Source organism: Mycobacterium sp. NGS58, assembly GCF_059812385.1.
On record NZ_JCALCO010000018.1, the window covers coordinates 59,694 to 82,180 of the forward strand.

10 protein-coding genes and 1 pseudogene are annotated in these 22,487 nt (G+C 70.6%); all 11 read left to right on the plus strand.

Annotated elements, in window-relative coordinates; genetic code table 11:
• The first annotated feature begins 4 nt into the window (after positions 1–4).
• Positions 5–1,064 (plus strand): annotated as a pseudogene (gene argC / locus AC5Y4H_RS17555) (N-acetyl-gamma-glutamyl-phosphate reductase).
• Complete coding sequence (argJ, locus tag AC5Y4H_RS17560; RefSeq protein WP_499983533.1) at positions 1,061–2,275, plus strand: bifunctional glutamate N-acetyltransferase/amino-acid acetyltransferase ArgJ; 1,215 nt, start codon at positions 1,061–1,063, stop codon at positions 2,273–2,275. Before argC ends, argJ begins: the two are co-directional and overlap by 4 nt.
• Positions 2,272–3,159 (plus strand): acetylglutamate kinase, encoded by an 888-nt coding sequence (gene argB, locus AC5Y4H_RS17565; RefSeq protein ID WP_499983535.1) that lies wholly within the window; start codon positions 2,272–2,274, stop codon positions 3,157–3,159. Before argJ ends, argB begins: the two co-directional genes overlap by 4 nt.
• On the plus strand, positions 3,156–4,361 hold the full coding sequence (locus tag AC5Y4H_RS17570; RefSeq protein WP_499983536.1) for an acetylornithine transaminase: 1,206 nt from the start codon (positions 3,156–3,158) through the stop codon (positions 4,359–4,361). The genes argB and AC5Y4H_RS17570 overlap by 4 nt, the downstream gene beginning before the upstream one ends.
• The gene (gene argF / locus AC5Y4H_RS17575) at positions 4,358–5,284 is read left to right on the plus strand and encodes an ornithine carbamoyltransferase (protein WP_499983537.1); all 927 of its coding nucleotides are present in this window, start codon (positions 4,358–4,360) and stop codon (positions 5,282–5,284) included. The genes AC5Y4H_RS17570 and argF overlap by 4 nt, the downstream gene beginning before the upstream one ends.
• Positions 5,281–5,775, plus strand: coding sequence for an arginine repressor (locus AC5Y4H_RS17580; protein WP_499983539.1), 495 nt, complete (start codon positions 5,281–5,283; stop codon positions 5,773–5,775). Before argF ends, AC5Y4H_RS17580 begins: the two co-directional genes overlap by 4 nt.
• 22 nt (positions 5,776–5,797) lie before the next feature.
• Complete coding sequence (locus AC5Y4H_RS17585) at positions 5,798–7,015, plus strand: argininosuccinate synthase (RefSeq protein ID WP_499983540.1); 1,218 nt, start codon at positions 5,798–5,800, stop codon at positions 7,013–7,015.
• Positions 7,012–8,427: an argininosuccinate lyase gene (gene argH / locus AC5Y4H_RS17590; RefSeq protein WP_499983541.1), complete on the plus strand. Its 1,416-nt coding sequence runs from the start codon at positions 7,012–7,014 to the stop codon at positions 8,425–8,427. Before AC5Y4H_RS17585 ends, argH begins: the two co-directional genes overlap by 4 nt.
• Positions 8,428–8,538: 111 nt before the next feature.
• The gene (locus AC5Y4H_RS17595) at positions 8,539–9,600 is read left to right on the plus strand and encodes a type III polyketide synthase (protein ID WP_499983543.1); all 1,062 of its coding nucleotides are present in this window, start codon (positions 8,539–8,541) and stop codon (positions 9,598–9,600) included.
• Between the two features lie 132 nt (positions 9,601–9,732).
• Positions 9,733–16,113: an SDR family NAD(P)-dependent oxidoreductase gene (locus AC5Y4H_RS17600; RefSeq protein WP_499983544.1), complete on the plus strand. Its 6,381-nt coding sequence runs from the start codon at positions 9,733–9,735 to the stop codon at positions 16,111–16,113.
• A gap of 19 nt (positions 16,114–16,132) precedes the next feature.
• Positions 16,133–22,486, plus strand: a complete 6,354-nt coding sequence (locus AC5Y4H_RS17605; protein WP_499983545.1) for an SDR family NAD(P)-dependent oxidoreductase — start codon at positions 16,133–16,135, stop codon at positions 22,484–22,486.
• Position 22,487 lies beyond the last annotated feature (1 nt).

The window sequence follows — 22,487 nt, forward strand, 5'->3', positions numbered from 1 at the left end:
AACCATGCAGAATCGGCGGAATGGCCGACGGGATGAAGGTGGCGGTTGCCGGTGCCAGCGGCTACGCGGGCGGCGAAATCCTGCGCCTGCTGCTCGGGCACCCGGCCTACGCGCACGGGCGCCTCACCATAGGCGCGGTGACCGCCGCCGCGAGCGCCGGCAGCACGCTCGGTGAGCACCACCCGCACCTGACACCGCTGGCCCAGCGCGTGGTCGAACCCACCGAGCTGGACGTGCTCGCCGATCACGATGTGGTGTTCCTGGCCTTGCCCCACGGCCATTCGGCTGCGCTGGCCGAACGGCTCGGCCCCGACACCCTGATCATCGACTGCGGCGCCGACTTCCGGCTCACCGACGCCGCCGCGTGGGAGCGGTTCTACGGATCGCCGCACGCCGGGAGCTGGCCGTACGGGCTGCCGGAGCTGCCCGGTGCGCGCGAGCGGCTGCGCGGGGCCCGCCGCATCGCGGTTCCGGGCTGTTACCCGACCGCGGCGCTGCTGGCCCTGCTGCCCGCGGTCGCCGACGACCTCATCGAGCCCGCCGTCACCGTGGTCGCCGTCAGCGGCACCTCCGGCGCCGGCCGCGCCGCGAAGACGGACCTGCTGGGCGCCGAGGTCATCGGCTCGGCGCGGGCCTACAACATCGCCGGGACGCACCGGCACACCCCCGAGATCGCTCAGGGCCTGGGCGCCGTCACCGGCCGCGACGTCACCGTGTCGTTCACCCCGGTGCTCATCCCGACGTCGCGCGGCATCCTGGCCACCTGTACCGCGCGCACCCACGCACCGCTGTCACAGTTGCGGGAGACCTACGAAAAGGCTTACCACGCAGAGCCTTTCATCTACCTGATGCCCGAGGGGCAACTGCCCCGCACCGGGGCGGTGATCGGTAGCAACGCGGCGCACATCGCTGTTGCGGTGGACGAGGCCGCTCAGACATTCGTCGCGATCGCCGCGATCGACAACCTGGTCAAGGGGACGGCCGGTGCCGCCGTGCAGTCGATGAACCTGGCGCTGGGTTGGCCGGAGACCGAAGGCCTTTCGGTGCTCGGGGTGGCGCCGTGACGTCCACGGCTGCCCATGCGCGATTGCTGCGCGAACAGGGCGTCACCGCGCCCGCCGGGTTCCGCGCCGCCGGCATCGCCGCCGGGATCAAGGCCTCGGGCAATCGCGACCTGGCCCTGGTCTTCAACGAGGGGCCCGACTACGCGGCGGCCGGGGTGTTCACCCGCAACAAGGTCAAAGCCGCGCCGGTGCTGTGGAGCCAACAAGTGCTGACCACCGGCGCGCTGCGCGCGGTGATTCTGAACTCCGGCGGCGCCAACGCCTGCACCGGACCGGGCGGCTTCCAGGACACCCACGCCACCGCGGAAGCGGTGGCGGCCGCGCTGTCGGACTGGGGAACCGAGACCGGGGCCATCGAGGTGGCGGTGTGCTCGACGGGGCTGATCGGTGACCGGTTGCCGATGGACAAGGTGCTCGCCGGCGTGCGCACGGTGGTGCACGACATGGCGGGCGGCTTGTCCGGCGGTGACGAGGCGGCCCAGGCGATGATGACCACCGACACCGTGCCCAAACAGGTTGCGTTGCACCATCCGGACAATTGGACGATCGGCGGGATGGCCAAGGGCGCCGGCATGCTCGCGCCGTCGCTGGCAACGATGCTCTGCGTGCTCACCACCGATGCGGCCGTCGACGCGGCCGCCCTGGACCGAGCGCTGCGCCACGCCGCCGCGCGCACCTTCGACCGGCTCGACATCGACGGGGCGTGCTCGACCAACGACACGGTGCTGCTGCTGACTTCGGGGGCCAGCGGGATCGCCCCCGGGCAGGCCGAGCTCGACGAGGCCGTGCTGCGGGTGTGCGACGACCTGTGCGCCCAGCTGCAGGCCGACGCCGAGGGCGTCACGAAGCGGGTCAACGTCACCGTGACCGGTGCCGCCTCCGAGGACGACGCCCTGCTCGCCGCCCGGACGATCGCCCGTGACAGCCTGGTCAAGACGGCGGTGTTCGGCTCCGACCCCAACTGGGGCAGGGTGCTCGCCGCCGTCGGCATGGCGCCCATCGCCCTGGACCCGGATCGGATCACCGTGGCTTTCAACGGCTTTGAAGTCTTCGCCGACGGGACCGGAGCGCCGGGCGCGCGTGCGGTGGACCTCTCGGGACCCGACATCGACATCACGGTCGATCTGGGGCTCGGCGACGGCCGGGTCACCATCCGGACCACCGACCTGTCGCACGGCTACGTCGAAGAGAACTCGGCGTACAGCTCATGAGCTCCGCCACCGAATCGCTGTCCACCGCGGTCAAGGCGCAGGTGCTCGCCGAGGCCCTGCCCTGGCTCAAGCAGCTGCACGGCAAGATCGTCGTCATCAAGTACGGCGGCAACGCCATGACCGACGACACGCTGCGGCACGCCTTCGCCGCCGACATGGCATTCCTGCGCAACTGTGGCATCCATCCCGTGGTGGTGCACGGCGGAGGGCCGCAGATCAGCGCGATGCTGCGCCGGCTCGGCATCCCGGGCGACTTCAAGGGCGGATTCCGGGTCACCACACCCGAAGTGCTCGACGTGGCGCGGATGGTGCTGTTCGGCCAGGTCGGCCGCGAACTGGTCAACCTGATCAACGCCCACGGACCGTACGCCGTCGGCATCACCGGCGAGGACGCCCAGCTGTTCACCGCCGTGCGGCGCAGCGTCACCGTGGACGGCGTGGCCACCGACATCGGCCTGGTCGGGGACGTCGAACGGGTGAACACCGCCGCCCTGCTGGATCTGATTGCCGCACGGCGTATTCCGGTGGTGTCGACGCTGGCGCCGGACGCCGAAGGCGTGGTGCACAACATCAACGCCGACACCGCCGCGGCGGCGCTGGCCGAAGCGCTGTGCGCCGAGAAGCTGTTGATGCTCACCGATGTCGAAGGCCTGTACACGAGCTGGCCGGACCGCGGCTCGCTGGTCAGCGAAGTCGACACGGGCACATTGTCGCAACTGCTACCCACGCTGGAGGCGGGCATGATCCCCAAAGTCGAAGCATGTCTGCGGGCCGTCACCGCGGGCGTGCCGAGCGCGCACGTCATCGACGGCCGGGTCGAACACTGTGTGCTGGTGGAGCTTTTCACCGACGCGGGCACCGGCACCAAGGTGGTCCGCGCGTGACCGCGACGGACGCCATCAAGCAGCGGTGGGAAGCCGTGATGATGAACAACTACGGCACCCCGCCGATGGCTCTGGCGAGCGGCGACGGCGCGGTGGTCACCGACGTGGACGGCAAAACCTATCTCGATCTGCTCGGCGGCATCGCGGTCAACGTGCTGGGCCACCGTCATCCGGCGATCATCGAGGCGGTCACCCACCAGATGTCGACGCTGGGCCACACCTCCAATCTGTATGCCACCGAACCGAGTCTCGCGCTGGCCGAAGAACTCGTCGCCCTGCTCGGCGCCGGCAACGAATCGGGCACCACGGCGCGGGCGTTCTTCTGCAACTCCGGAACCGAGGCCAACGAGGTGGCGTTCAAGCTGTCCCGGCTCACCGGGCGCACCAAACTGGTTGCCGCACAAGAGGCCTTCCACGGCCGTACCATGGGAGCGCTGGCGCTCACCGGTCAGCCGAGCAAGCAGGCGCCGTTCGCGCCGCTGCCCGGCGACGTCACCCATGTGCGGTACGGCGACACCGACGCGCTGGCCGACGCGGTCGACGACGCGACCGCGGCCGTGTTCTTGGAACCGATCATGGGGGAGAGCGGCGTCGTCGTCCCACCGGAGGGATACCTCGTCGCCGCACGCGACATCACCGCGCGGCACGGGGCATTGCTGGTGCTCGACGAGGTGCAGACCGGGATGGGCCGCACCGGAACGTTTTTCGCCCACCAGCACGACGGCATCACCCCGGATGTGGTGACGCTGGCCAAGGGGCTCGGCGGCGGCCTGCCCATCGGGGCCTGCCTGGCCGTCGGCCCGGCCGCCGACCTGATGACCCCCGGCCTGCACGGCAGCACCTTCGGCGGCAATCCGATCTGCGCGGCGGCGGCGCTCGCGGTGCTGCGGGTGCTGGCCGAGCAGAATTTGGTGCGGCACGCCGAGGTGCTGGGTAAGTCGTTGCGCCACGGCATCGAGGCGCATGCCCACCCGCTGGTCGACCACGTGCGCGGCCGCGGCCTGCTCTGCGGCGTGGCGCTCACCGAGCCGCGCGCCAAGGACGCCGAAGCGGCCGCTCGCCGGGCCGGGTTCCTGGTGAACGCGGCCGCGCCCGACGTCCTGCGGCTGGCGCCGCCGCTGATCATCACCGAAGCCCAGATCGACGGCTTCGTCGCGGCACTGCCGGGCATTCTCGATGAATCCGCCGGAGCCGCAGCATGACTCGCCACTTCCTGCGCGACGACGACCTGTCGCCCACCGAGCAGGCCGAGGTGCTGCAGCTCGCCGCCGAACTGAAGAAGGATCCGCTGCGTGCCCGCCCGCTGGACGGCCCGCGCGGGGTCGCGGTCCTGTTCGACAAGAACTCCACCCGTACCCGCTTCTCGTTCGAGGTGGGCATCGCCCAGCTCGGCGGGCACGCCGTTGTCGTCGACGCCCGCAGCACCCAGCTGGGCCGCGACGAAACCCTGGAGGACACCGCGCGGGTGCTGTCGCGCTACGTCGAGGCCATCGTCTGGCGGACGTTCGGCCAGGAGCGCCTCGAGGCCATGGCCGCGACCGCGACGGTGCCGGTGGTCAACGCGCTCTCCGACGAATTCCATCCCTGCCAGGTGCTCGCCGATCTGCAGACCATCGCCGAGCGCAAGGGCGCGCTAACTGGTTTGCGGATGACTTACTTCGGTGACGGCGCCAACAACATGGCCCACTCGCTGATGCTCGGTGGCGTCACGGCCGGCATGCACGTCACCATCGCCGCCCCCGACGGCTTCGCCCCCGACCAGGCCTTCGTGACCGCGGCCCTGCGCCGCGCGGAAGACACCGGCGCTTCGGTCGCCGTCACCACCGACGCCGACGCGGCCGCGCGCGGCGCCGACGTCCTGGTGACCGACACCTGGACGTCGATGGGGCAGGAGGACGACGGGCTGGACCGCCTCACACCGTTTCGGCCCTACCAGATCAACGCTCGGCTGCTGGCCCTCGCCGACCCGGAAGCCATTGTCCTGCACTGTCTTCCGGCTCACCGCGGCGACGAGATCACCGACGAGGTGATGGACGGGCCGGCGAGCGTGGTCTGGGACGAGGCCGAAAACCGGCTGCACGCCCAGAAAGCGCTGCTGGCGTGGCTGCTGGAGCGACGCTCATGACTCGATCGAAGACCACACCCGAAACCACCCGGGCCGGCCGGCAGGCGCGCATCGTGGCCATCCTGTCGTCGGTCGAGGTGCGCAGCCAGAGCGAACTGGCTGCGCTGCTGGCCGACGACGGCATCGACGTCACCCAGGCCACCCTGTCGCGGGACTTAGAAGAGCTGGGCGCGGTGAAGCTGCGCGGCGCGGACGGCGGGGTCGGCGTCTACATGGTCCCCGAGGACGGCAACCCGGTGCGCGGCGTATCGGGCGGCACCGCGAGGCTGTCCCGGCTGCTGAACGAACTGCTGGTGTCGGCCGACGCGAGCGCCAACCTCGCGGTGCTGCGCACACCGCCCGGCGCCGCCGACTATCTGGCCAGCGCGATCGACCGCGCGGCGCTCCCGTACGTCGTCGGCACCATCGCCGGCGATGACACCGTCTTCGTGGCCGCTCGCGAGCCGATGACCGGCGCCGAGCTGGCCGACACCCTGGAAAAACTCACGTAAGCGTTTCAACCTAAGGAGATTTATGTCAGAACGCGTCATCCTGGCGTATTCCGGCGGTCTGGACACCTCGGTGGCCATCAGCTGGATCGGCAAGGAGACCGGCCGCGAGGTCGTAGCGGTGGCGATCGACCTCGGCCAGGGCGGCGAAGACATGGAGGTCATTCGCCAGCGGGCCCTGGACTGCGGTGCGGTCGAAGCCGTCGTGGTCGACGCCCGCGACGAGTTCGCCGAGGAATACTGCCTGCCCACGATCCTGTCCAACGCCCTCTACATGGATCGCTACCCGCTGGTGTCGGCGATCAGCCGGCCGCTGATCGTCAGGCACCTGGTGGCCGCGGCGCGCGAGCACGGCGGCAGCATCGTCGCGCACGGCTGCACCGGCAAGGGCAACGACCAGGTCCGGTTCGAGGTCGGATTCGGTTCGCTGGCACCCGATCTCGAGGTGCTGGCGCCGGTTCGTGATTACGCGTGGACGCGGGAGAAGGCGATCGCGTTCGCCGAAGAGAACGCGATCCCGATCAACGTGACCAAGCGCTCGCCGTTCTCCATCGACCAGAACGTGTGGGGCCGCGCGGTGGAAACCGGTTTCCTGGAACACCTTTGGAACGCGCCCACCAAGGACGTGTACGCGTACACCGAGGACCCCACGCTGAACTGGAGCACGCCCGACGAGGTGATCGTCGGGTTCGAACGCGGCGTGCCGGTGACGATCGACGGCAAGCGGGTCTCGGTGCTGCAGGCAATCGAGGAACTCAACACCCGGGCGGGCGCGCAGGGCGTCGGCCGCCTCGACGTCGTCGAGGACCGGCTGGTGGGCATCAAGAGCCGCGAGATCTACGAGGCGCCCGGCGCCATGGTGCTCATCACCGCGCACACCGAGCTCGAACACGTCACGCTGGAGCGGGAACTGGGCCGTTTCAAGCGGCATACCGATCAGCGTTGGGCCGAGCTGGTTTATGACGGGCTCTGGTATTCACCGCTCAAGGACGCCTTGGAGAGCTTCGTCGCCAGGACCCAGGAGCACGTGTCGGGCGAGGTGCGAATGGTGTTGCACGGCGGCCACATTGCGGTCAACGGCCGGCGCAGCGCGGAATCGCTGTACGACTTCAATCTGGCCACCTACGACGAGGGCGACTGCTTCGACCAATCGGCCGCAAAGGGTTTCGTCTACGTGCACGGGCTGTCCTCGAAGATCGCGTCCCGCCGGGACCAGACCTCACAGGGCCCGGCCGAAGCGTGAGCACGCGCGAGGGGTCACTGTGGGGCGGGCGGTTTACCGACGGCCCGTCGGACGCGCTGGCCGCGCTGAGCAAGTCCACCCACTTCGACTGGGTGCTGGCCCCCTACGACATCGTCGCCTCGCGGGCGCACACCGTGATCCTGTTCCGGGCCGGACTGCTCAATGAAGAGCAGCGCGACGGACTGCTGGCCGGCTTGGACCAGCTCGCCGAGGATGTCACGGACGGCAGCTTCGCGCCGTTGGTCACCGATGAGGACGTGCACGGGGCGCTGGAACGCGGGCTGATCGAGAGGGTCGGGCCCGACCTGGGCGGGCGGTTGCGGGCCGGCCGGTCGCGCAACGACCAGGTGGCCACGCTGTTCCGGATGTGGCTGCGCGACGCGGTGCGCCGGGTCGCCGCCGCGGCGCTGGACGTGGTCGGCGCGCTGGCCGCCCAGGCCGCCGCGCACCCCGGCGCCATCATGCCGGGTAAGACCCATATGCAGTCGGCGCAGCCGGTGCTGCTGGCCCACCACCTGCTGGCGCACGCCCACCCGCTGCTGCGCGACGTCGACCGGATCGTGGACTTCGACAGGCGCGCCGGGGTGTCGCCGTACGGCTCGGGCGCACTGGCCGGCTCGTCGCTGGGCCTGGACCCCGACGCGATCGCCGCGGAGCTCGGTTTCGCCACCGCGGCCGACAACTCCATCGACGCGACGGCCTCCCGGGATTTCGCCGCCGAGGCCGCCTTCGTGTTCGCCATGATCGGTGTCGACCTGTCCCGCCTGGCCGAGGACATCATCCTGTGGAGCTCGACGGAGTTCGGCTACGTCACCCTGCACGATTCGTGGTCGACCGGCAGCTCGATCATGCCGCAGAAGAAGAACCCCGACATCGCCGAGCTGGCGCGGGGCAAGTCCGGGCGGCTGATCGGGAACCTGACGGGCCTGCTGGCCACGCTGAAGGCCCAGCCGCTCGCCTACAACCGTGACCTGCAGGAAGACAAGGAACCGGTGTTCGATTCGGTCGCCCAGCTGGAGCTGGTGCTGCCGGCGATGGCCGGACTGGTGGGCAGCCTGACCTTCGATCTCGAACGGATGGCCGCCCTGGCGCCCGCCGGCTACACCCTGGCCACCGATATCGCCGAATGGCTCGTGCGCCAGGGGGTGCCGTTCCGGTCCGCGCACGAGGCGGCCGGGGCCGCGGTGCGCGTGGCCGAGGAGCGAGCCGTCGGCCTCGACGAGCTGACCGACGACGAATTGGCCGCCATCAGCCCCGATCTCACGCCGCGGGTCCGGGAGGTTTTGACGATCGAGGGCTCGGTGTCCTCGCGGGACGCGCGTGGCGGCACCGCGCCGGTTCGGGTCGCCGAGCAGATCGAAATTGTCCTGGCCAGCGCCGATAGGCTCAAAAGCCGGCTGCGCGACGAGTGAGATGAGGTGAGTTTCCCTGACGTGCCGTGACGTGCACACTAGAATTCGGGCTCAAAGCGATCCGCTTGAACGTGTGGGGCCAGGTCCTCGTTACCAAGGGGTGGAAGAACAATGAGCGTCGTCGCCGGCGTCTTCGGTGCGTTGCCACCGCACCGATATTCCCAGCGTGAGCTCACCGACTTCTTCGTCAGCATCCCGGAGTTCGAGGGCTACGAAGACATCGTCCGGCAGCTGCACGCCAGCGCCAAGGTCGGCAGCCGCCACCTGGTGCTGCCGCTGGAGCAGTACCCCGCGCTGACCGACTTCGGCATGGCCAACCGGATCTTCACCGAGCACGCGGTGAAGCTGGGCTGCGAAGCGCTGTCCGGCGCTCTCGACGAGGCGGGACTGCGGCCGCGGGACGTCGACGCGCTCATCACCACCACCGTCACCGGCCTCAGCGTGCCCTCCGTGGACGCCCGGATCGCCGCCCAGCTCGGCCTGCGCGACGACGTGCGGCGGGTGCCGCTGTTCGGCCTCGGCTGCGTCGCCGGCGCCGCCGGTGTGGCCCGCGTGAACGACTATCTGCGCGGCGCACCGGACGCCGTGGCCGCGCTGATCTCCGTCGAGCTGTGCTCGTTGACCTATCCCGGGTACACGCCGTCGCTGGCCGGCCTGGTCGGGAGCGCCCTGTTCGCCGACGGTGCCGCGGCGGTGGTGGCCGTCGGCGAGCGCCGCGCCGAACAACTGGATCCCAGCGGGCCCACCGTCCTCGACTCGCGTAGCCACCTGTATCCCGACTCGCTGCGCACCATGGGCTTCGACGTGGGTGCCACCGGGTTCGAGTTGGTGCTGTCCAAGGACGTCGCTGCCGTCGTCGAGCAATACATCGAAACCGATGTCACCCAGTTCCTTCAGGCGCATGGCTTGACCACGGCCGACATCGGCGCCTTCGTCAGCCACCCCGGCGGCCCGAAGGTCATCGAGGCCATCAACGCGGCGCTCAGCCTGCCACCCGAGGCACTCGAACTCACCTGGCGTTCGCTCGGCGAGATCGGCAACCTCTCGTCGGCGTCGGTGTTGCATGTGTTGCGCGACACCATGGCCAAGCCGCCGCCGAGTGAAAGCCCCGGCCTGATGCTCGCGATGGGTCCAGGATTCTGTTCCGAATTGGTGTTGTTGCGGTGGCACTGATTTTCGCCCGTGCACTTCTACCGCAAGGCGTCGCTTCTTGGGCTTGAAAGTTTGTGGCGATGGGACCGGCCCCGGCGTGGGACAGACCCATCGCGGGAGTATCGCCGTGATTGACACGAGAGGCCGCCTTCGATGAACGGCAACACCGAAGAGCTGATCAAGGCTCTTCGCCAATCGCTGAAAGAAACCGAGCGGCTCAAGCGCGAGAACCGCGAATACTTGGCCTTGTTAGCGGAAAGTGCGGCCGAACCGGTGGCGGTGGTCGGCATGGGCTGCCGGTACCCGGGCGGTGTGAGTTCGCCAGAGGCGTTGTGGCAGATGGTGGCTGACGGCCGCGACGTGGTTTCGGAGTTTCCCGGGGACCGCGGCTGGAACTTGGCCGGTCTGTTCGATGCGGATCCCGACGCCGTGGGCAAGTCGTACGCGCGGTGCGGCGGGTTCCTTTCGGATGTCGGCGAATTCGATGCCGCGTTCTTCGGGATCGCCCCCAGCGAGGCGCTGGCCATGGACCCGCAGCAGCGCCTGCTGCTCGAGGTGTCCTGGGAGGCGCTGGAGCGGGCCGGTATCGATCCCGCCACCCTGCGCGGGTCGGCGACCGGTGTGTTCGCCGGGATATTCCACGGCTCCTACGGCGGGCAGGGCCGGGTCCCGGGACACCTGGAGCGATACGGCCTGCGCGGCTCGACGCTCAGCGTCGCCTCCGGCCGGGTGGCCTACTCGCTGGGGTTCGAAGGGCCTGCCGTGTCGGTGGACACGGCCTGTTCGTCGTCGTTGGTGGCCCTGCACCTGGCGGCGCAGTCGCTGCGTTCCGGCGAGTGTGACCTGGCGCTGGCCGGCGGGGTGACGGTGATGGCCACACCGGCGATGTTCATCGAGTTCAGCCGGCAGCGCGCGTTGGCCGCCGACGGCCGGTGCAAGGCATACGCGGGCGCCGCCGACGGCACCGGGTTTTCCGAAGGCGTCGGTGTGCTGGTGCTGGAACGGCTGGCCGACGCCCGGCGAAACGGGCATTCGGTGCTGGCGGTGATACGCGGGTCCGCGGTGAACCAGGACGGCGCGTCCAACGGCCTGGCGACGCCCAACGGGCCGTCGCAGCAACGGGTGATCAGGGCGGCGCTGGCCGATGCGCGGCTGGGCACGGCCGATGTCGATCTGGTCGAGGGTCATGGCACGGGCACCACGCTCGGGGATCCGATTGAGGCTCAAGCGGTCCTGGCCACCTACGGGCAGGACCGGCCGGCGGATCAACCGTTGTGGTTGGGTTCGATCAAATCGAACATGGGCCATACCTCGGCCGCCGCGGGCGCCGGCGGGGTGATCAAGGTGGTGCAGGCGATCCGCCACGGGGTGATGCCCAAGACGTTGCACGTGAACGAGCCAACGCCGCACGTGGACTGGACGGCCGGTGCGGTGTCGCTGCTGACCGAGCAGCGGCCCTGGCCGGCGGTGGGCCGGCCGCGCCGTGCGGGAGTGTCCTCGTTCGGCATCAGCGGCACCAATGCGCACGTCATCGTGGAGCAGTACGTCCCGGAGCAGGAAAGCGTCGCGCGCCGAGGTGATGACGTGGTGGTGCCGTGGGTGCTCTCGGCCCGCTCGGGTGAGGCGCTGGCCAACCAGGCGGCGCGGCTACTGGCCCGCGTGAAGGCCGATCCCGGGGTGCGGGTGTTGGACGTGGGCTGGTCGCTGGTCGCGACGCGGTCGAGCTTCGAGCACCGGGCGGTCATCGTGGGCGCCGACGGTGCGCAGTTGTTGCGTGGGCTGACGGCGTTGGCGGCCGTTGAGCAGGGTGCCGGCCTGGTGACGGGGCGCGCGCAGCCGGTGGGCAAGACGGTGTTCGTGTTTCCCGGTCAGGGCTCGCAGTGGCCCGGCATGGGCGCCCAATTACTCGACAGTTCAACCGTGTTCGCGGAGCACCTGGAGCGCTGCGCTCACGCGCTCGCCGAATACGTCGACTGGTCGCTGATCGACGTGATCCGCGGCGCCCCGGGCGCACCCGGATTGGACCGGGTGGACGTTGTGCAGCCGGCGCTCTGGGCGGTGATGGTGTCCCTGGCGGAACTGTGGCGCTCGGTGGGGGTGGTCCCCGACGCGGTGATCGGCCATTCGCAGGGCGAGATCGCGGCCGCCTATGTGGCGGGGGCGCTGTCGCTCCAGGACGCCGCCCGCGTCGTCGCGCTGCGCAGCCGGCTGCTGGTGCAGCTGTCGGGCCGGGGCGGCATGGTCTCGTTGGCGTGCAGCCTGCCGCGGGCCGAGGAGCTGATCGCCGGCTGGGGTGAGCGACTGAACATCGCGACCGTCAACGGTGTTGGCGCGGTGGTGGTGTCCGGTGAGGTGGACGCACTGGACGACCTGATGCGACGGTGCGACGCCGAGAACGTTCGCGCCCGCCGGATCGACGTCGACTACGCATCGCATTCCGCGCAGGTGGACTCGATTCGCGAGCCCCTCGCCGACGCGCTGCGCGGACTCCAGCCGCGGTCCGCCGCGGTCGCCTTCTTCTCCACGGTCACCGGTGAGCCGATGGACACCGCGGGCCTGAGCGTCGACTACTGGTTCCAAAGCATCCGGCGCACCGTGCAATTCGAGCGTGCGGTGCGCAAAGCGTGCGAGGCGGGCTATCGGGCGTTCATCGAATCCAGCCCCCATCCGGTGTTGATGGCCGCCGTCGAAGAAACCATGCCCGACAGCGAGCGGGCATGTGTCATCCCGTCGCTGGGCCGCGATGACGGTGGTCTGGACCGCTTCTGGCTCTCGGTCGCCCAAGCCCACGTCGCGGGCGTGGCCGTGGACTGGCGCGCCGCGATGGCCGGCATGGGTGGCCGGGCGGTCGACCTGCCGACATACGGCTTTGTCCGGCAACGCTTCTGGCTCCCGGGCGGGTCGACCGGGTCGCAAGACGTCGCCACCCTGGGCCTGGCCGCCGCCGAGCACGGATTGCTCGGTGCCGTGGTGCCACGGCCCGATTCCGGCGGTGTTGTGCTGACCGGCCGGTTGTCGACGGCGGATCACCCGTGGCTGGCCGATCATGCGGTGGGGGACACCGTGTTGTTTCCTGGGGCCGGGTTCGTCGAGCTGGCCATCCGCGCGGGCGACGAGGTCGGCTGCGGGGTGCTCGACGAGCTGACCTTGTCAACTCCGTTGCTGCTACCCCCCGCCGGGGGCGTACAGGTACAGCTGGTGGTCGGCGCGGCCGACGAGACGGGCGTGCGGCGGTTGTCGGTGTATTCGGCCGGCGCCCAGCCGGATTCGGACTGGGTGCTGCACGCCGAGGGCGCATTGCGGCCCGGCTCCGCGGCACCGGCCGCGGACCTTTCGGTCTGGCCGCCCGCCGGGGCCACCGCGGTGGACGTAACCGGCGCCTACGCGCGCCTGGCGCGGCGGGGCTACGAATACAGTGCCGCTTTCCAGGGTCTGCGGGCCATGTGGCAGCGGGGGGACGAGATCTTCGCGGAGGTCGCCGTGCCCGATTCGGGCGCCCAGGACGGTGGCTTCGGAGTGCATCCCGTGCTCCTGGATGCCGCGCTGCATGCGGTCGGCGCCGTCACCGAGCAGGACCAGACCGTGTTGCCGTTCTCGTGGCAGGGTGTGTCCCTGCACGCATCGGGTGCGTCGCGGGCGCGGGTCCGGATCGCCCCTGCCGGCGCCGGCGCGGTCTCGGTGGATTTGGCCGACGGGACGGGACTTCCGGTGCTCACGGTGCGGTCGCTGGCGATGCGCCCGGTCTCGGCCGGGCAGCTGACGGCGGCGGGTCCCGCGCAGCGCTCCGAGGGATTGCTGGACGTGACATGGTCGCCGATCGCGCTGGTCGGCGCCGCGGGCGGCGCCGACGTCACGGTGTGGGAACTCGGCGATCATGGCGGCGACGTGGTGAAGGCGGTGCACGCCGCGGCCACCGAGATACTGGTGGCGCTGCAATCGGAGTTGCGCGACGAAGGCGGCGCGATGCTGGCCGTGCAGACTCGCGGGGCGGTCGCCCTCGCCGGGGAGGATGTTTCGGACCTGGCCGGCGCCGCCGTGTGGGGACTGGTGCGGTCGGCGCAAGCCGAGCACCCGGGCCGGGTGATGCTGATCGACTCCGACGGCTCGGTGGACGCCGGCGCGGTGATCGATTGTGGCGAGCCGCAGGTGGTGATTCGTCAGGGTGTGGCGTATGCGGCCCGGTTACGGCCGGCGCGCGCCGCGATCGGGCTACCCTCCGCGGGCTGGCGGCTGGACGCCGGCGGGGAGGGAACGCTGGAGGACCTGGTCGTAAGCCCATGCCCACGAACGGATTTGACTGCTGGGCAGGTTCGGGTGGCGGTGGCCGCGGTCGGGGTGAACTTCCGCGATGTCCTGGTGGCCCTGGGGATGTATCCGGGCGGTGGTCAGCTGGGAGCCGAGGGCTCCGGCGTGGTCGTCGAGGTCGGGCCGGACGTGACCGGTCTGGCCGTCGGTGACGCGGTGATGGGCTTGCTGGGGGTCGTCGGTTCCGAAGCGGTGGTGGATCAGCGTGTGGTGACCCCGGTGCCGCCGGGGCTTTCGCTGGTCGCCGCCGCTGGGGTGCCGGTGGTCTTCCTCACGGCGCTGTACGGGCTGTCGGTGCTGGGCGGGCTGCGCGCCGGCGAGCGGGTGTTGGTGCACACCGCCACCGGCGGGGTGGGCATGGCCGCGGTGCAGCTCGCGCGGCACTGGGGCGCCGAGGTGTTCGTCACCGCCAGCCGGGGTAAGTGGGACACCTTGCGCGCGATGGGTTTCGACGACGACCACATCGGCGATTCGCGCACGACGGAGTTCGAGGCGAAATTCTCGGGTGCCACGAACGGGACCGGATTCGACGTCGTGCTCAACTCCCTGGCGGGCGAGTTCACCGACGCGTCGTTGCGACTGTTGGCTGCCGGCGGCCGATTCATCGAGATGGGCAAGACCGACGTGCGTGACCCGCGCGTCGTCGCCGACCAGTATCGGGGCGCGCGGTATCGGGCGTTCGACCTGATGGAGGCCGGCCCCGACCGTACCGCGGCGATGCTGACCGAGATCGTGGGACTGCTGGCTGACGGCACCCTGAAACCATTGCCGCTGAGGACCTTTGACGTGCGCTGCGCCTCGGCGGCCTATCGGTACGTCAGCCAGGCACGCCACATCGGCAAGGTCGCGCTCACGCTTCCGTCGGGGCCCGGCGAGGTGCTCAGCGGCTGTGGTGGCGGCCTGGCCGGGGGCAGCGTGGTGATCACCGGCGGCACCGGTATGGCGGGTTCGGCGCTGGCCCGCCACCTCGTCGACCGTTACCGAGTAGCCCACGTGGTGCTGGTCAGCCGCACCGGGGCCCGGGCCGCCGGCGTCGCCGATCTGGTGGCCGGGCTGCAGGAGGCCGGCGCGCAGGTGTCGGTGGTGGCCTGCGATGTCGCCGATGCGAAAGCGGCATCGGCGATGCTGGCCGGGATACCGGCGGAATATCCGCTGCGCGGAGTCGTCCACGCCGCGGGCATTCTCGACGACGGACTGATCTCGTCGCTGTCGCCGGATCGGGTGGACGCGGTACTGCGCGCCAAGGTCGACGGGGCCTGGAACCTGCACGAGCTCACCCGCCACCTGGATCTCTCCGCGTTCGTGGTGTTTTCGTCGATGGCCGGGATTGTGGGGACCCCGGGACAGGCCAACTACGCGGCGGCCAACAGTTTCCTCGACGGGCTGGCCGCCTACCGGCGCGCCCACGGACTTGCGGGCCTGTCGCTGGCCTGGGGCCTGTGGGAGCAGGCGTCGGCGATGACCGCGCACCTCGGCGACCGCGACAAGGCCCGGATGAGCAGGATCGGGCTGGCTCCGCTGTCCACCGAGCAGGCGCTGGCGGCGTTCGACGCCGCGATGCTGCTCGACAGCCCGGTGCTGGTTGCCGCCCGAGTGGACCGGGCCGCCCTGTCCGACAACATCGCCGCGCTGCCCGGGCTGCTGCGGGAACTCGTGGCCGGTCCGACTCGGCGCGTCATCGATGACACGGAGGTCGCCGCCTCGACGAGCGGGCTTTCGGCACGCCTGCACGGCCTGAGCCCCGACGCACGACAGCGCGAGCTGGTCGACCTGGTTCGCGGCAACGCGGCGATGGTGCTCGGCGTGCCCAATCCGGCGGACATCGACGCCGGCCGCGCGTTCCAAGACCTGGGGTTTGATTCGCTGACCGCCGTCGAGCTGCGGAACCGGCTCAAAAATGCCACGGGCCTTACCCTTTCACCGACGCTGATATTCGACTATCCGACACCGATGGTGCTGGCGACGCATCTGGACACCCAGCTGGCCGGCACCGACGATCAGCCGAACCTGATGGGTCGCTTCAACGACATCACCCGGGAACTGCAGGCGCTGCTCGGCGCGTCCAGCTGGGATGCCGACGACAAGTCGGTGCTGCGGGCCCGCCTGCACAACCTGTTCGCTTCGGTTGCGCCGGGCGATCTTTCCGATGCCGAACCCCTCGACGACGACCTCGACGCCGCCACCGAAAGCCAACTCTTTGCGATCCTCGATGAAGAACTCGGCCGCTGACACCCCACAAGGAGCAACGATGCCGGGCACCACGCAGCACGTCGACTACCTCAAACGCCTCACGGCGGATCTCAGGCGGACCCGGCGGCGCGTAGCGGAATTGGAGGGCCGGCTTTCCGAGCCGGTCGCCGTGGTGGGCATGGCGTGCCGCTATGCCGGTCGAGTCGAGTCGCCGGAAGACCTGTGGCAACTGGTGATCGAGGGCCGTGACACGGTCTCGGACTTCCCGGCCGACCGCGGCTGGGACGTCGAAGGGTTGTACGACCCCGATCCCGACACCAAGGGGAAGATGTACACGCGGCAGGGCAGCTTCCTGCAGGACGCGGGCGACTTCGACGCCGGGTTCTTCGGCATCGGGCCAAGCGAGGCGCTGGCCATGGATCCCCAGCAGCGGATGATGCTGGAGATCTGCTGGGAAGCGTTGGAGCGCGCGGGCATTGACCCCTTCGCGCTGCGGGGCTCGTCGACCGGAGTGTTCGCGGGGGTCATCCACGCCGGCTATGGCGGCGAAGTGAAGGGCGAACTCGAGGGCTACGGGCTGACCGGCTCGACGCTGAGCGTGACCTCGGGCCGGGTGTCCTACGTGTTGGGCCTGGAAGGCCCGGCGGTGTCGGTGGACACGGCGTGTTCGTCGTCGCTGGTCTCCATGCATCTGGCCGCGCAGTCGCTGCGGTCCGGGGAATGCGATTTGGCGCTCGCCGGTGGCGTGACCGTCATGGCCACACCCGCGGCGTTCGTCGAGTTCAGCCGCCAGCGCGCGCTGGCTCCCGACGGTCGCTGCAAGGTGTATGCCGGTGCGGCGGATGGGACTTCGTGGTCGGAGGGCGCGGGCGTGCTGGTGCTGGAGCGGCTCGCCGACGCGCGCCGCCTGGGGCATCCCGTCTTGGCGGTGCTGCGCGGCACGGCGGTGAATCAGGACGGCGCGTCGAACGGGTTGACCGCGCCCAACGGGCCGTCGCAGCAGCGGGTGATCCGGGCGGCATTGGCGAACGCCGGACTGGCGGCGGCCGACGTGGATGTGGTCGAGGGCCACGGAACCGGGACGGTGCTCGGGGATCCCATCGAGGCCCAGGCCCTGCTGGCGACCTACGGTCAGGATCGCGCGGCGGACCGGCCGCTGTGGTTGGGGTCGATCAAGTCGAACATCGGGCATACCTCGGCCGCCGCCGGGGTGGCCGGGGTGATCAAGATGGTGCAGGCGATTCGGCATGGGGTGATTCCCAAGACGTTGCACGTGGACATGCCGTCGCCGCATGTGGACTGGTCGGCCGGCGCGGTGTCGCTGTTGACCGAGGCGCAGCCGTGGCCCGATCACGGCGGGCTACGGCGGGCGGGCGTCTCGTCGTTCGGGATCAGCGGCACCAACGCGCACGTGATCGTCGAGCAGGCTCCCACCCAACTCGACCTGGAGGCCGAACCGGTAGCGGCGACGCCGAATCCGGTGATCCCGTGGGTGGTTTCGGCCCGGTCACCCGAGGCGCTGGCCGGTCAGGCGCAACGACTGCTGGATCGGCTCAGCGCCGACGAGGGCGCGCGGGCGGTCGACGTGGGGTGGTCGCTGGCGACCACCCGGGCGGCTTTCGAGCACCGGGCGGTGCTGGTGGGTGCCGACCGCGCCGACCTGGCGGTGGGGTTGACGGGTCTGGCGTCCGGGCGGCCGGACCCGGGCGTGCTGGTCGGCCGGAGCCGGTCGGTGGGCAAGCGGGTGTTCGTCTTTCCCGGCCAGGGCTCGCAGTCGCTCGGGATGGGCGCCGAACTGTATGAGCGTTTCCCCGAGTTCTCCCGGGCTTTCGACGAGGCCGCCGCGGCGGTCGACGCCCATGCGCGGTTGCCGCTTCGTGAGGTCATGTGGGGCGGCGACCCGGAGTTGTTGGAAAGCACGGAGTTTGCCCAGCCGGCGTTGTTCGTGCTGGAGATCGCGTTGGCCGCGTTGTGGGAGTCCTTCGGTGTGACACCGGATGTGGTGATCGGCCACTCGGTGGGGGAGATCGCCGCGGCGTGCGTGGCCGGGGCGCTGTCGCTGCCCGATGCGGCTCGGCTGGTGGCGGCGCGCGGCCGGTTGATGGCCGGGCTGCCCACCGGCGGCGTGATGGTCGCCGTGACCGCGACGGAAGCGGACGTGGCACCCCTGCTCAACGGTGCCGTGAGCATCGCTGCGGTGAACGGCCCGCAATCGCTGGTGCTTTCCGGTGCTCAGGACGCGGTGGCGGCGGTCGCGGACCGGCTTGCGGCCGGTGGCGCGAGGGTGCACCGGCTGGCGGTCTCGCACGCGTTTCACTCGCCGTTGATGGAGCCCATGATGGAGGACTTCGCGGCGGTGGCGGCGCAGGTGTCGGCGGGGGAGCCGCGGGTCGCCCTGGTGTCCAACCTGACCGGGCAACTGGCCGGGCCCGACTATGGGACCGTCGGGTATTGGGTGGACCACGTGCGCAACCCGGTGCGGTTCGTGGACGGGGTGCAGCTGGCCGAATCCCTCGGCGCCGGTGTGTTCCTGGAGGTGGGTCCGGGGGCGGCGTTGACGTCCGCGGTGGAGCAATCCCTGACGACCGACCGGGCGACCTCGGTGGTGACCATGGCCAAGGGCCGCCCCGAAGTGGAGTCGGTGCTGCGGGCGGCGGGTCAGCTGTTCACGGCGGGGTCCGATGTGCGGTGGGCGGCGGCGTTCGCCGGCTCCAACGCCCGGAGTGTCGAGTTGCCGACGTATGCCTTTGTGCGGCGGCGCTTTTGGCTGTCTGGCGATTCGGTGGGTTCGGCCAACATCGCCAGCCTGGGCCTGGCCGAGGCCGAGCACGCGCTGTTGGGCGCGGTGGTGGACCGGCCGGATTCCGGCGGTGTGGTGTTGTCGGGCCGGCTTTCGCTGGCCGCTCAGCCATGGTTGGCCGACCACGCGGTCGCCGGCACGGTGCTGTTTCCGGGGGCCGGCTTCGTCGAGTTGGCGTTGCGCGCCGGCGACGAGGTCGGCTGCTCTGTGATCGAGGAGTTGACGCTGTCCGCGCCGCTGTCGGTGCCGGCGGCCGGGGTGGTGCAGCTCCAGGTGGTGGTGGCCGCGGCCGGCGCGGCGGGAACCCGCTCGGTCGCCGTGTATTCGCGTGCGGCGCAATCTGATTGGCTGCTGCACGCCGAAGGTGTGCTGAGCGACGGTCCGCCCGCACCGGGCGCAGACCTGTCGGTGTGGCCGCCGCCGGGTGCGGACGGGGTGATCGTGACCGGCGCCTACGACGGCCTGGCGGCCCGGGGCTACGGATACGGTCCGGCCTTTCAGGGGTTGCGGGCCGTCTGGCGAAGGGGGAGCGAGACTTTCGCCGAGGTGGAGCTTCCGCAGCAGGCCGGGGTGTCGACCGCTGGCTTCGGCATCCATCCGGTGCTCCTGGACGCGGCGCTGCATGCGCTGGGTGCCGCCGACGAACGGATCGAGACCGTGTTGCCGTTCTCGTGGCAGGGGGTGAGTCTGAACGCCGCCGGCGCATCGCGGGTCCGGGTCAGGCTGGCGCCGGTCGGCGCAGGCGCAGTGTCGGTCGAGCTGGCCGATTCATCCGGGCTGCCCGTCTTGTCGGTGCGCGAGCTGGTGACGCGAGCCGTCTCGGCCGATCAGTTGACCGCGGCCGTGGCTTCCCGCGCCGGCAGCGGCGAGCTGCTCGACGTGGTGTGGTCGCCGGTCTCGCTGCCCGGCAACGATGTTGGTGAGGACTTCACCGTCTGGGAGTCACCGTCGGCGGTCTCGGGCGCGGTCACCTCCGTGTACAGCGCGACCCACGAGGCCCTGGGCGCGCTGCAAGCCTGGCTGACGGGTGCGGCGGCCGGGGTCCTGGTGGTGCTGACGCGCGCGGCGGTGGGCCTGGCGGGCGAGGACGTCGCGGACCTGGCGGGTGCCGCGGTATGGGGGTTGACGCGCTCGGCCCAGGCCGAGCACCCGGGCCGTGTGGTGTTGGTCGATACCGACGGAACCCTCGATATCTCAGCGGTGATCGGTTGTGGCGAGCCACAATTGGTGGTGCGCGACGGCGTGGCCTACAGCGCCCGGCTGAAGCCGGCGGACCGGCGGCCCCTGCTGCGGCTGCCCGACCCGCCGTCGGTGTGGCGGCTGGCCGCCGGCGACGCGGGAACGCTCGAGGATCTGGCGGTGCAGGAGTCCGCGCCGGCGTCATTGGAGGCCGGTCAGGTGCGGGTGACGGTCGCCGCCGCCGGCGTGAACTTCCGCGATGTGCTGGTGGCACTGGGCATGTACCCGAGCGCCGCGCAGCTGGGCGCCGAGGGCGCGGGAATCGTCACCGAACTCGGCGCGGGCGTGACGGATCTGGTCGTCGGGGACGCGGTCTTGGGGATCTTCGGGCTGGCCGGCTCCGAGGCGGCCGTCGATCGCCGGTTGGTGACCCGGGTGCCGCAGGGCTGGTCGATGGCGCAGGCCGCGGCCGTGCCGGTGGTGTTCTTGACGGCCTATTACGGGCTACGGGTGCTGGCAGGCCTGCGCGCCGGGCAGCGGGTGCTGGTGCACGCCGCCACCGGCGGGGTGGGCATGGCCGCGGTGCAGCTGGCGCGGCACTGGGGCGCCGAGGTATTCGCGACCGCCAGCCGCGGCAAGTGGGACACCCTGCGCGCCATGGGATTCGACGACGACCACATCGCGGACTCCCGAACGCTTGACTTCGAACAGAAATTCGGCGGCGGCGTGGACGTGGTGCTCAACTCCCTGGCGGGGGAGTTCAACGATGCGTCGCTGCGTCTGCTGGGGCCCGGCGGCCGCTTCATCGAGATGGGCAAGACCGACCTGCGCGACCAGGATGCCGTCGCATCGGCCCACCCCGGGGTGACGTATCGGGCGTTCGATCTCATGGAGGCCGGCCCCGACCGCATCGCCGAGATGCTGGCGGAGCTGATGGGGTTATTCGCCGGAGGAAACCTGGGGCCGTTGCCGGTCAAGGCATTCGACGCGCGGAGCGCGGCCGACGCCTACCGGTTCGTCAGCCAGGCGCGCCACATCGGCAAGGTCGTGCTCACCCTGCCGAATGGGCCCGCCGGGCTGGCCGGCGGCACCGCGTTGATCACCGGCGGCACCGGCATGGCGGGTTCGGCGGTGGCGCGGCATCTCGTCGAGCGGTACCGGGTGCCCCACGTGATGCTGGTCAGCCGCAGCGGTGAACGTGCCGACGGTATCGCCGAGCTGGCCGCCGAATTGCGCGAGGCGGGGGCGGCGGTGGCCGTGGTGCCGTGTGATGTCGGCGACCGGGACGCCGTCGCGGCGTTGCTGGCGCAGGTGCCGGAACGGTACCCGTTGCGGTCGGTGTTCCACGCGGCGGGCGTGCTCGACGACGCGGTGATCGCATCGTTGACGCCCGCGCGCATCGATACGGTGCTGCGCGCCAAGGTCGACGGGGCGTGGAATCTGCACGAGCTCACCAAAGAGCTGGATTTGTCGGCGTTCGTGGCGTTTTCGTCGATGGCGGGCATCGTGGGTGCGCCGGGTCAAGGGAATTACGCGGCCGCCAACAGCTTCCTGGACGCGCTGGCGGCGCATCGCCGGGCTCACGGGCTGCCGGGCCTGTCGGTGGCCTGGGGGATGTGGGAGGAGACCTCCACGATGACCCGACACCTCGGTGAGCGTGACAAGGCCAGGATGAGCCGGGCCGGGCTGAGCGCGTTGTCCACTCGGCAGGCGCTGGAGCTGCTGGACGCCGCGTTGCTCACCGAACACCCCATGGTGGTGGGCACGCGACTGGACAGGGGAGCGCTGGCGCATCACCGCGACACGCTGCCGCCGTTGCTGAGCCAGTTGGCGACCCGGCCGGCACGCCGGGTCCTGGAGCACACCGACATGGTGTCCCTGACGGGCCTGCGGGCACGCCTGGAGGGCATGACCCCCGAACAGCGGCACGGCGAATTGGTCGAACTGGTCTGCAGCAACGCGGCAACCGTCTTGGGCCACAGCACCGCGGACGTCAACGCGGACGACGCGTTCGGCGACCTCGGCTTCGATTCGCTGACCGCGGTCGAACTGCGCAACCGGCTGAAAATTGCCACCGGGCTTACCCTTTCGCCCACGCTGATCTTCGACCAGCCCACGCCCGGCGCGCTTGCCGAACACCTCGACGTCCAGCTGGCCACCAGCTCCCCCGAAGGGGCGACTGCCACGCCGCCCGATCGCATGGCCCGTTTCAACGACATCGTCCTCGAACTGCAGGCACTGCTCAAGGCGCCCGACCTGAGTCCCGGCGACAGGGCGCAGCTCATCACCCGGCTGGAAAGCCTGTCGAGCACCGCGACGGGCCCGTCGCCGGCTCCGCTCCTGTTGCCTCCCGAGGACGCGTTCGACGACGACATCTCCACCGCCACCGAGAGTCAGCTTTTCGCGATTCTCGACGACGAAGTCGGCCCCTGAC

What these genes read in the sequence shown, in the direction of transcription:
- argB (WP_499983535.1), top strand. Translation starts at nt 2,272, where the DNA reads ATGAGCTCCGCCACCGAATCGCTGTCCACCGCGGTCAAGGCGCAGGTG.
- argF (WP_499983537.1), top strand. Translation starts at nt 4,358, where the DNA reads ATGACTCGCCACTTCCTGCGCGACGACGACCTGTCGCCCACCGAGCAG.
- AC5Y4H_RS17580 (WP_499983539.1), top strand. Translation starts at nt 5,281, where the DNA reads ATGACTCGATCGAAGACCACACCCGAAACCACCCGGGCCGGCCGGCAG.
- AC5Y4H_RS17585 (WP_499983540.1), top strand. Translation starts at nt 5,798, where the DNA reads ATGTCAGAACGCGTCATCCTGGCGTATTCCGGCGGTCTGGACACCTCG.
- AC5Y4H_RS17595 (WP_499983543.1), top strand. Translation starts at nt 8,539, where the DNA reads ATGAGCGTCGTCGCCGGCGTCTTCGGTGCGTTGCCACCGCACCGATAT.
- AC5Y4H_RS17600 (WP_499983544.1), top strand. Translation starts at nt 9,733, where the DNA reads ATGAACGGCAACACCGAAGAGCTGATCAAGGCTCTTCGCCAATCGCTG.
- AC5Y4H_RS17605 (WP_499983545.1), top strand. Translation starts at nt 16,133, where the DNA reads ATGCCGGGCACCACGCAGCACGTCGACTACCTCAAACGCCTCACGGCG.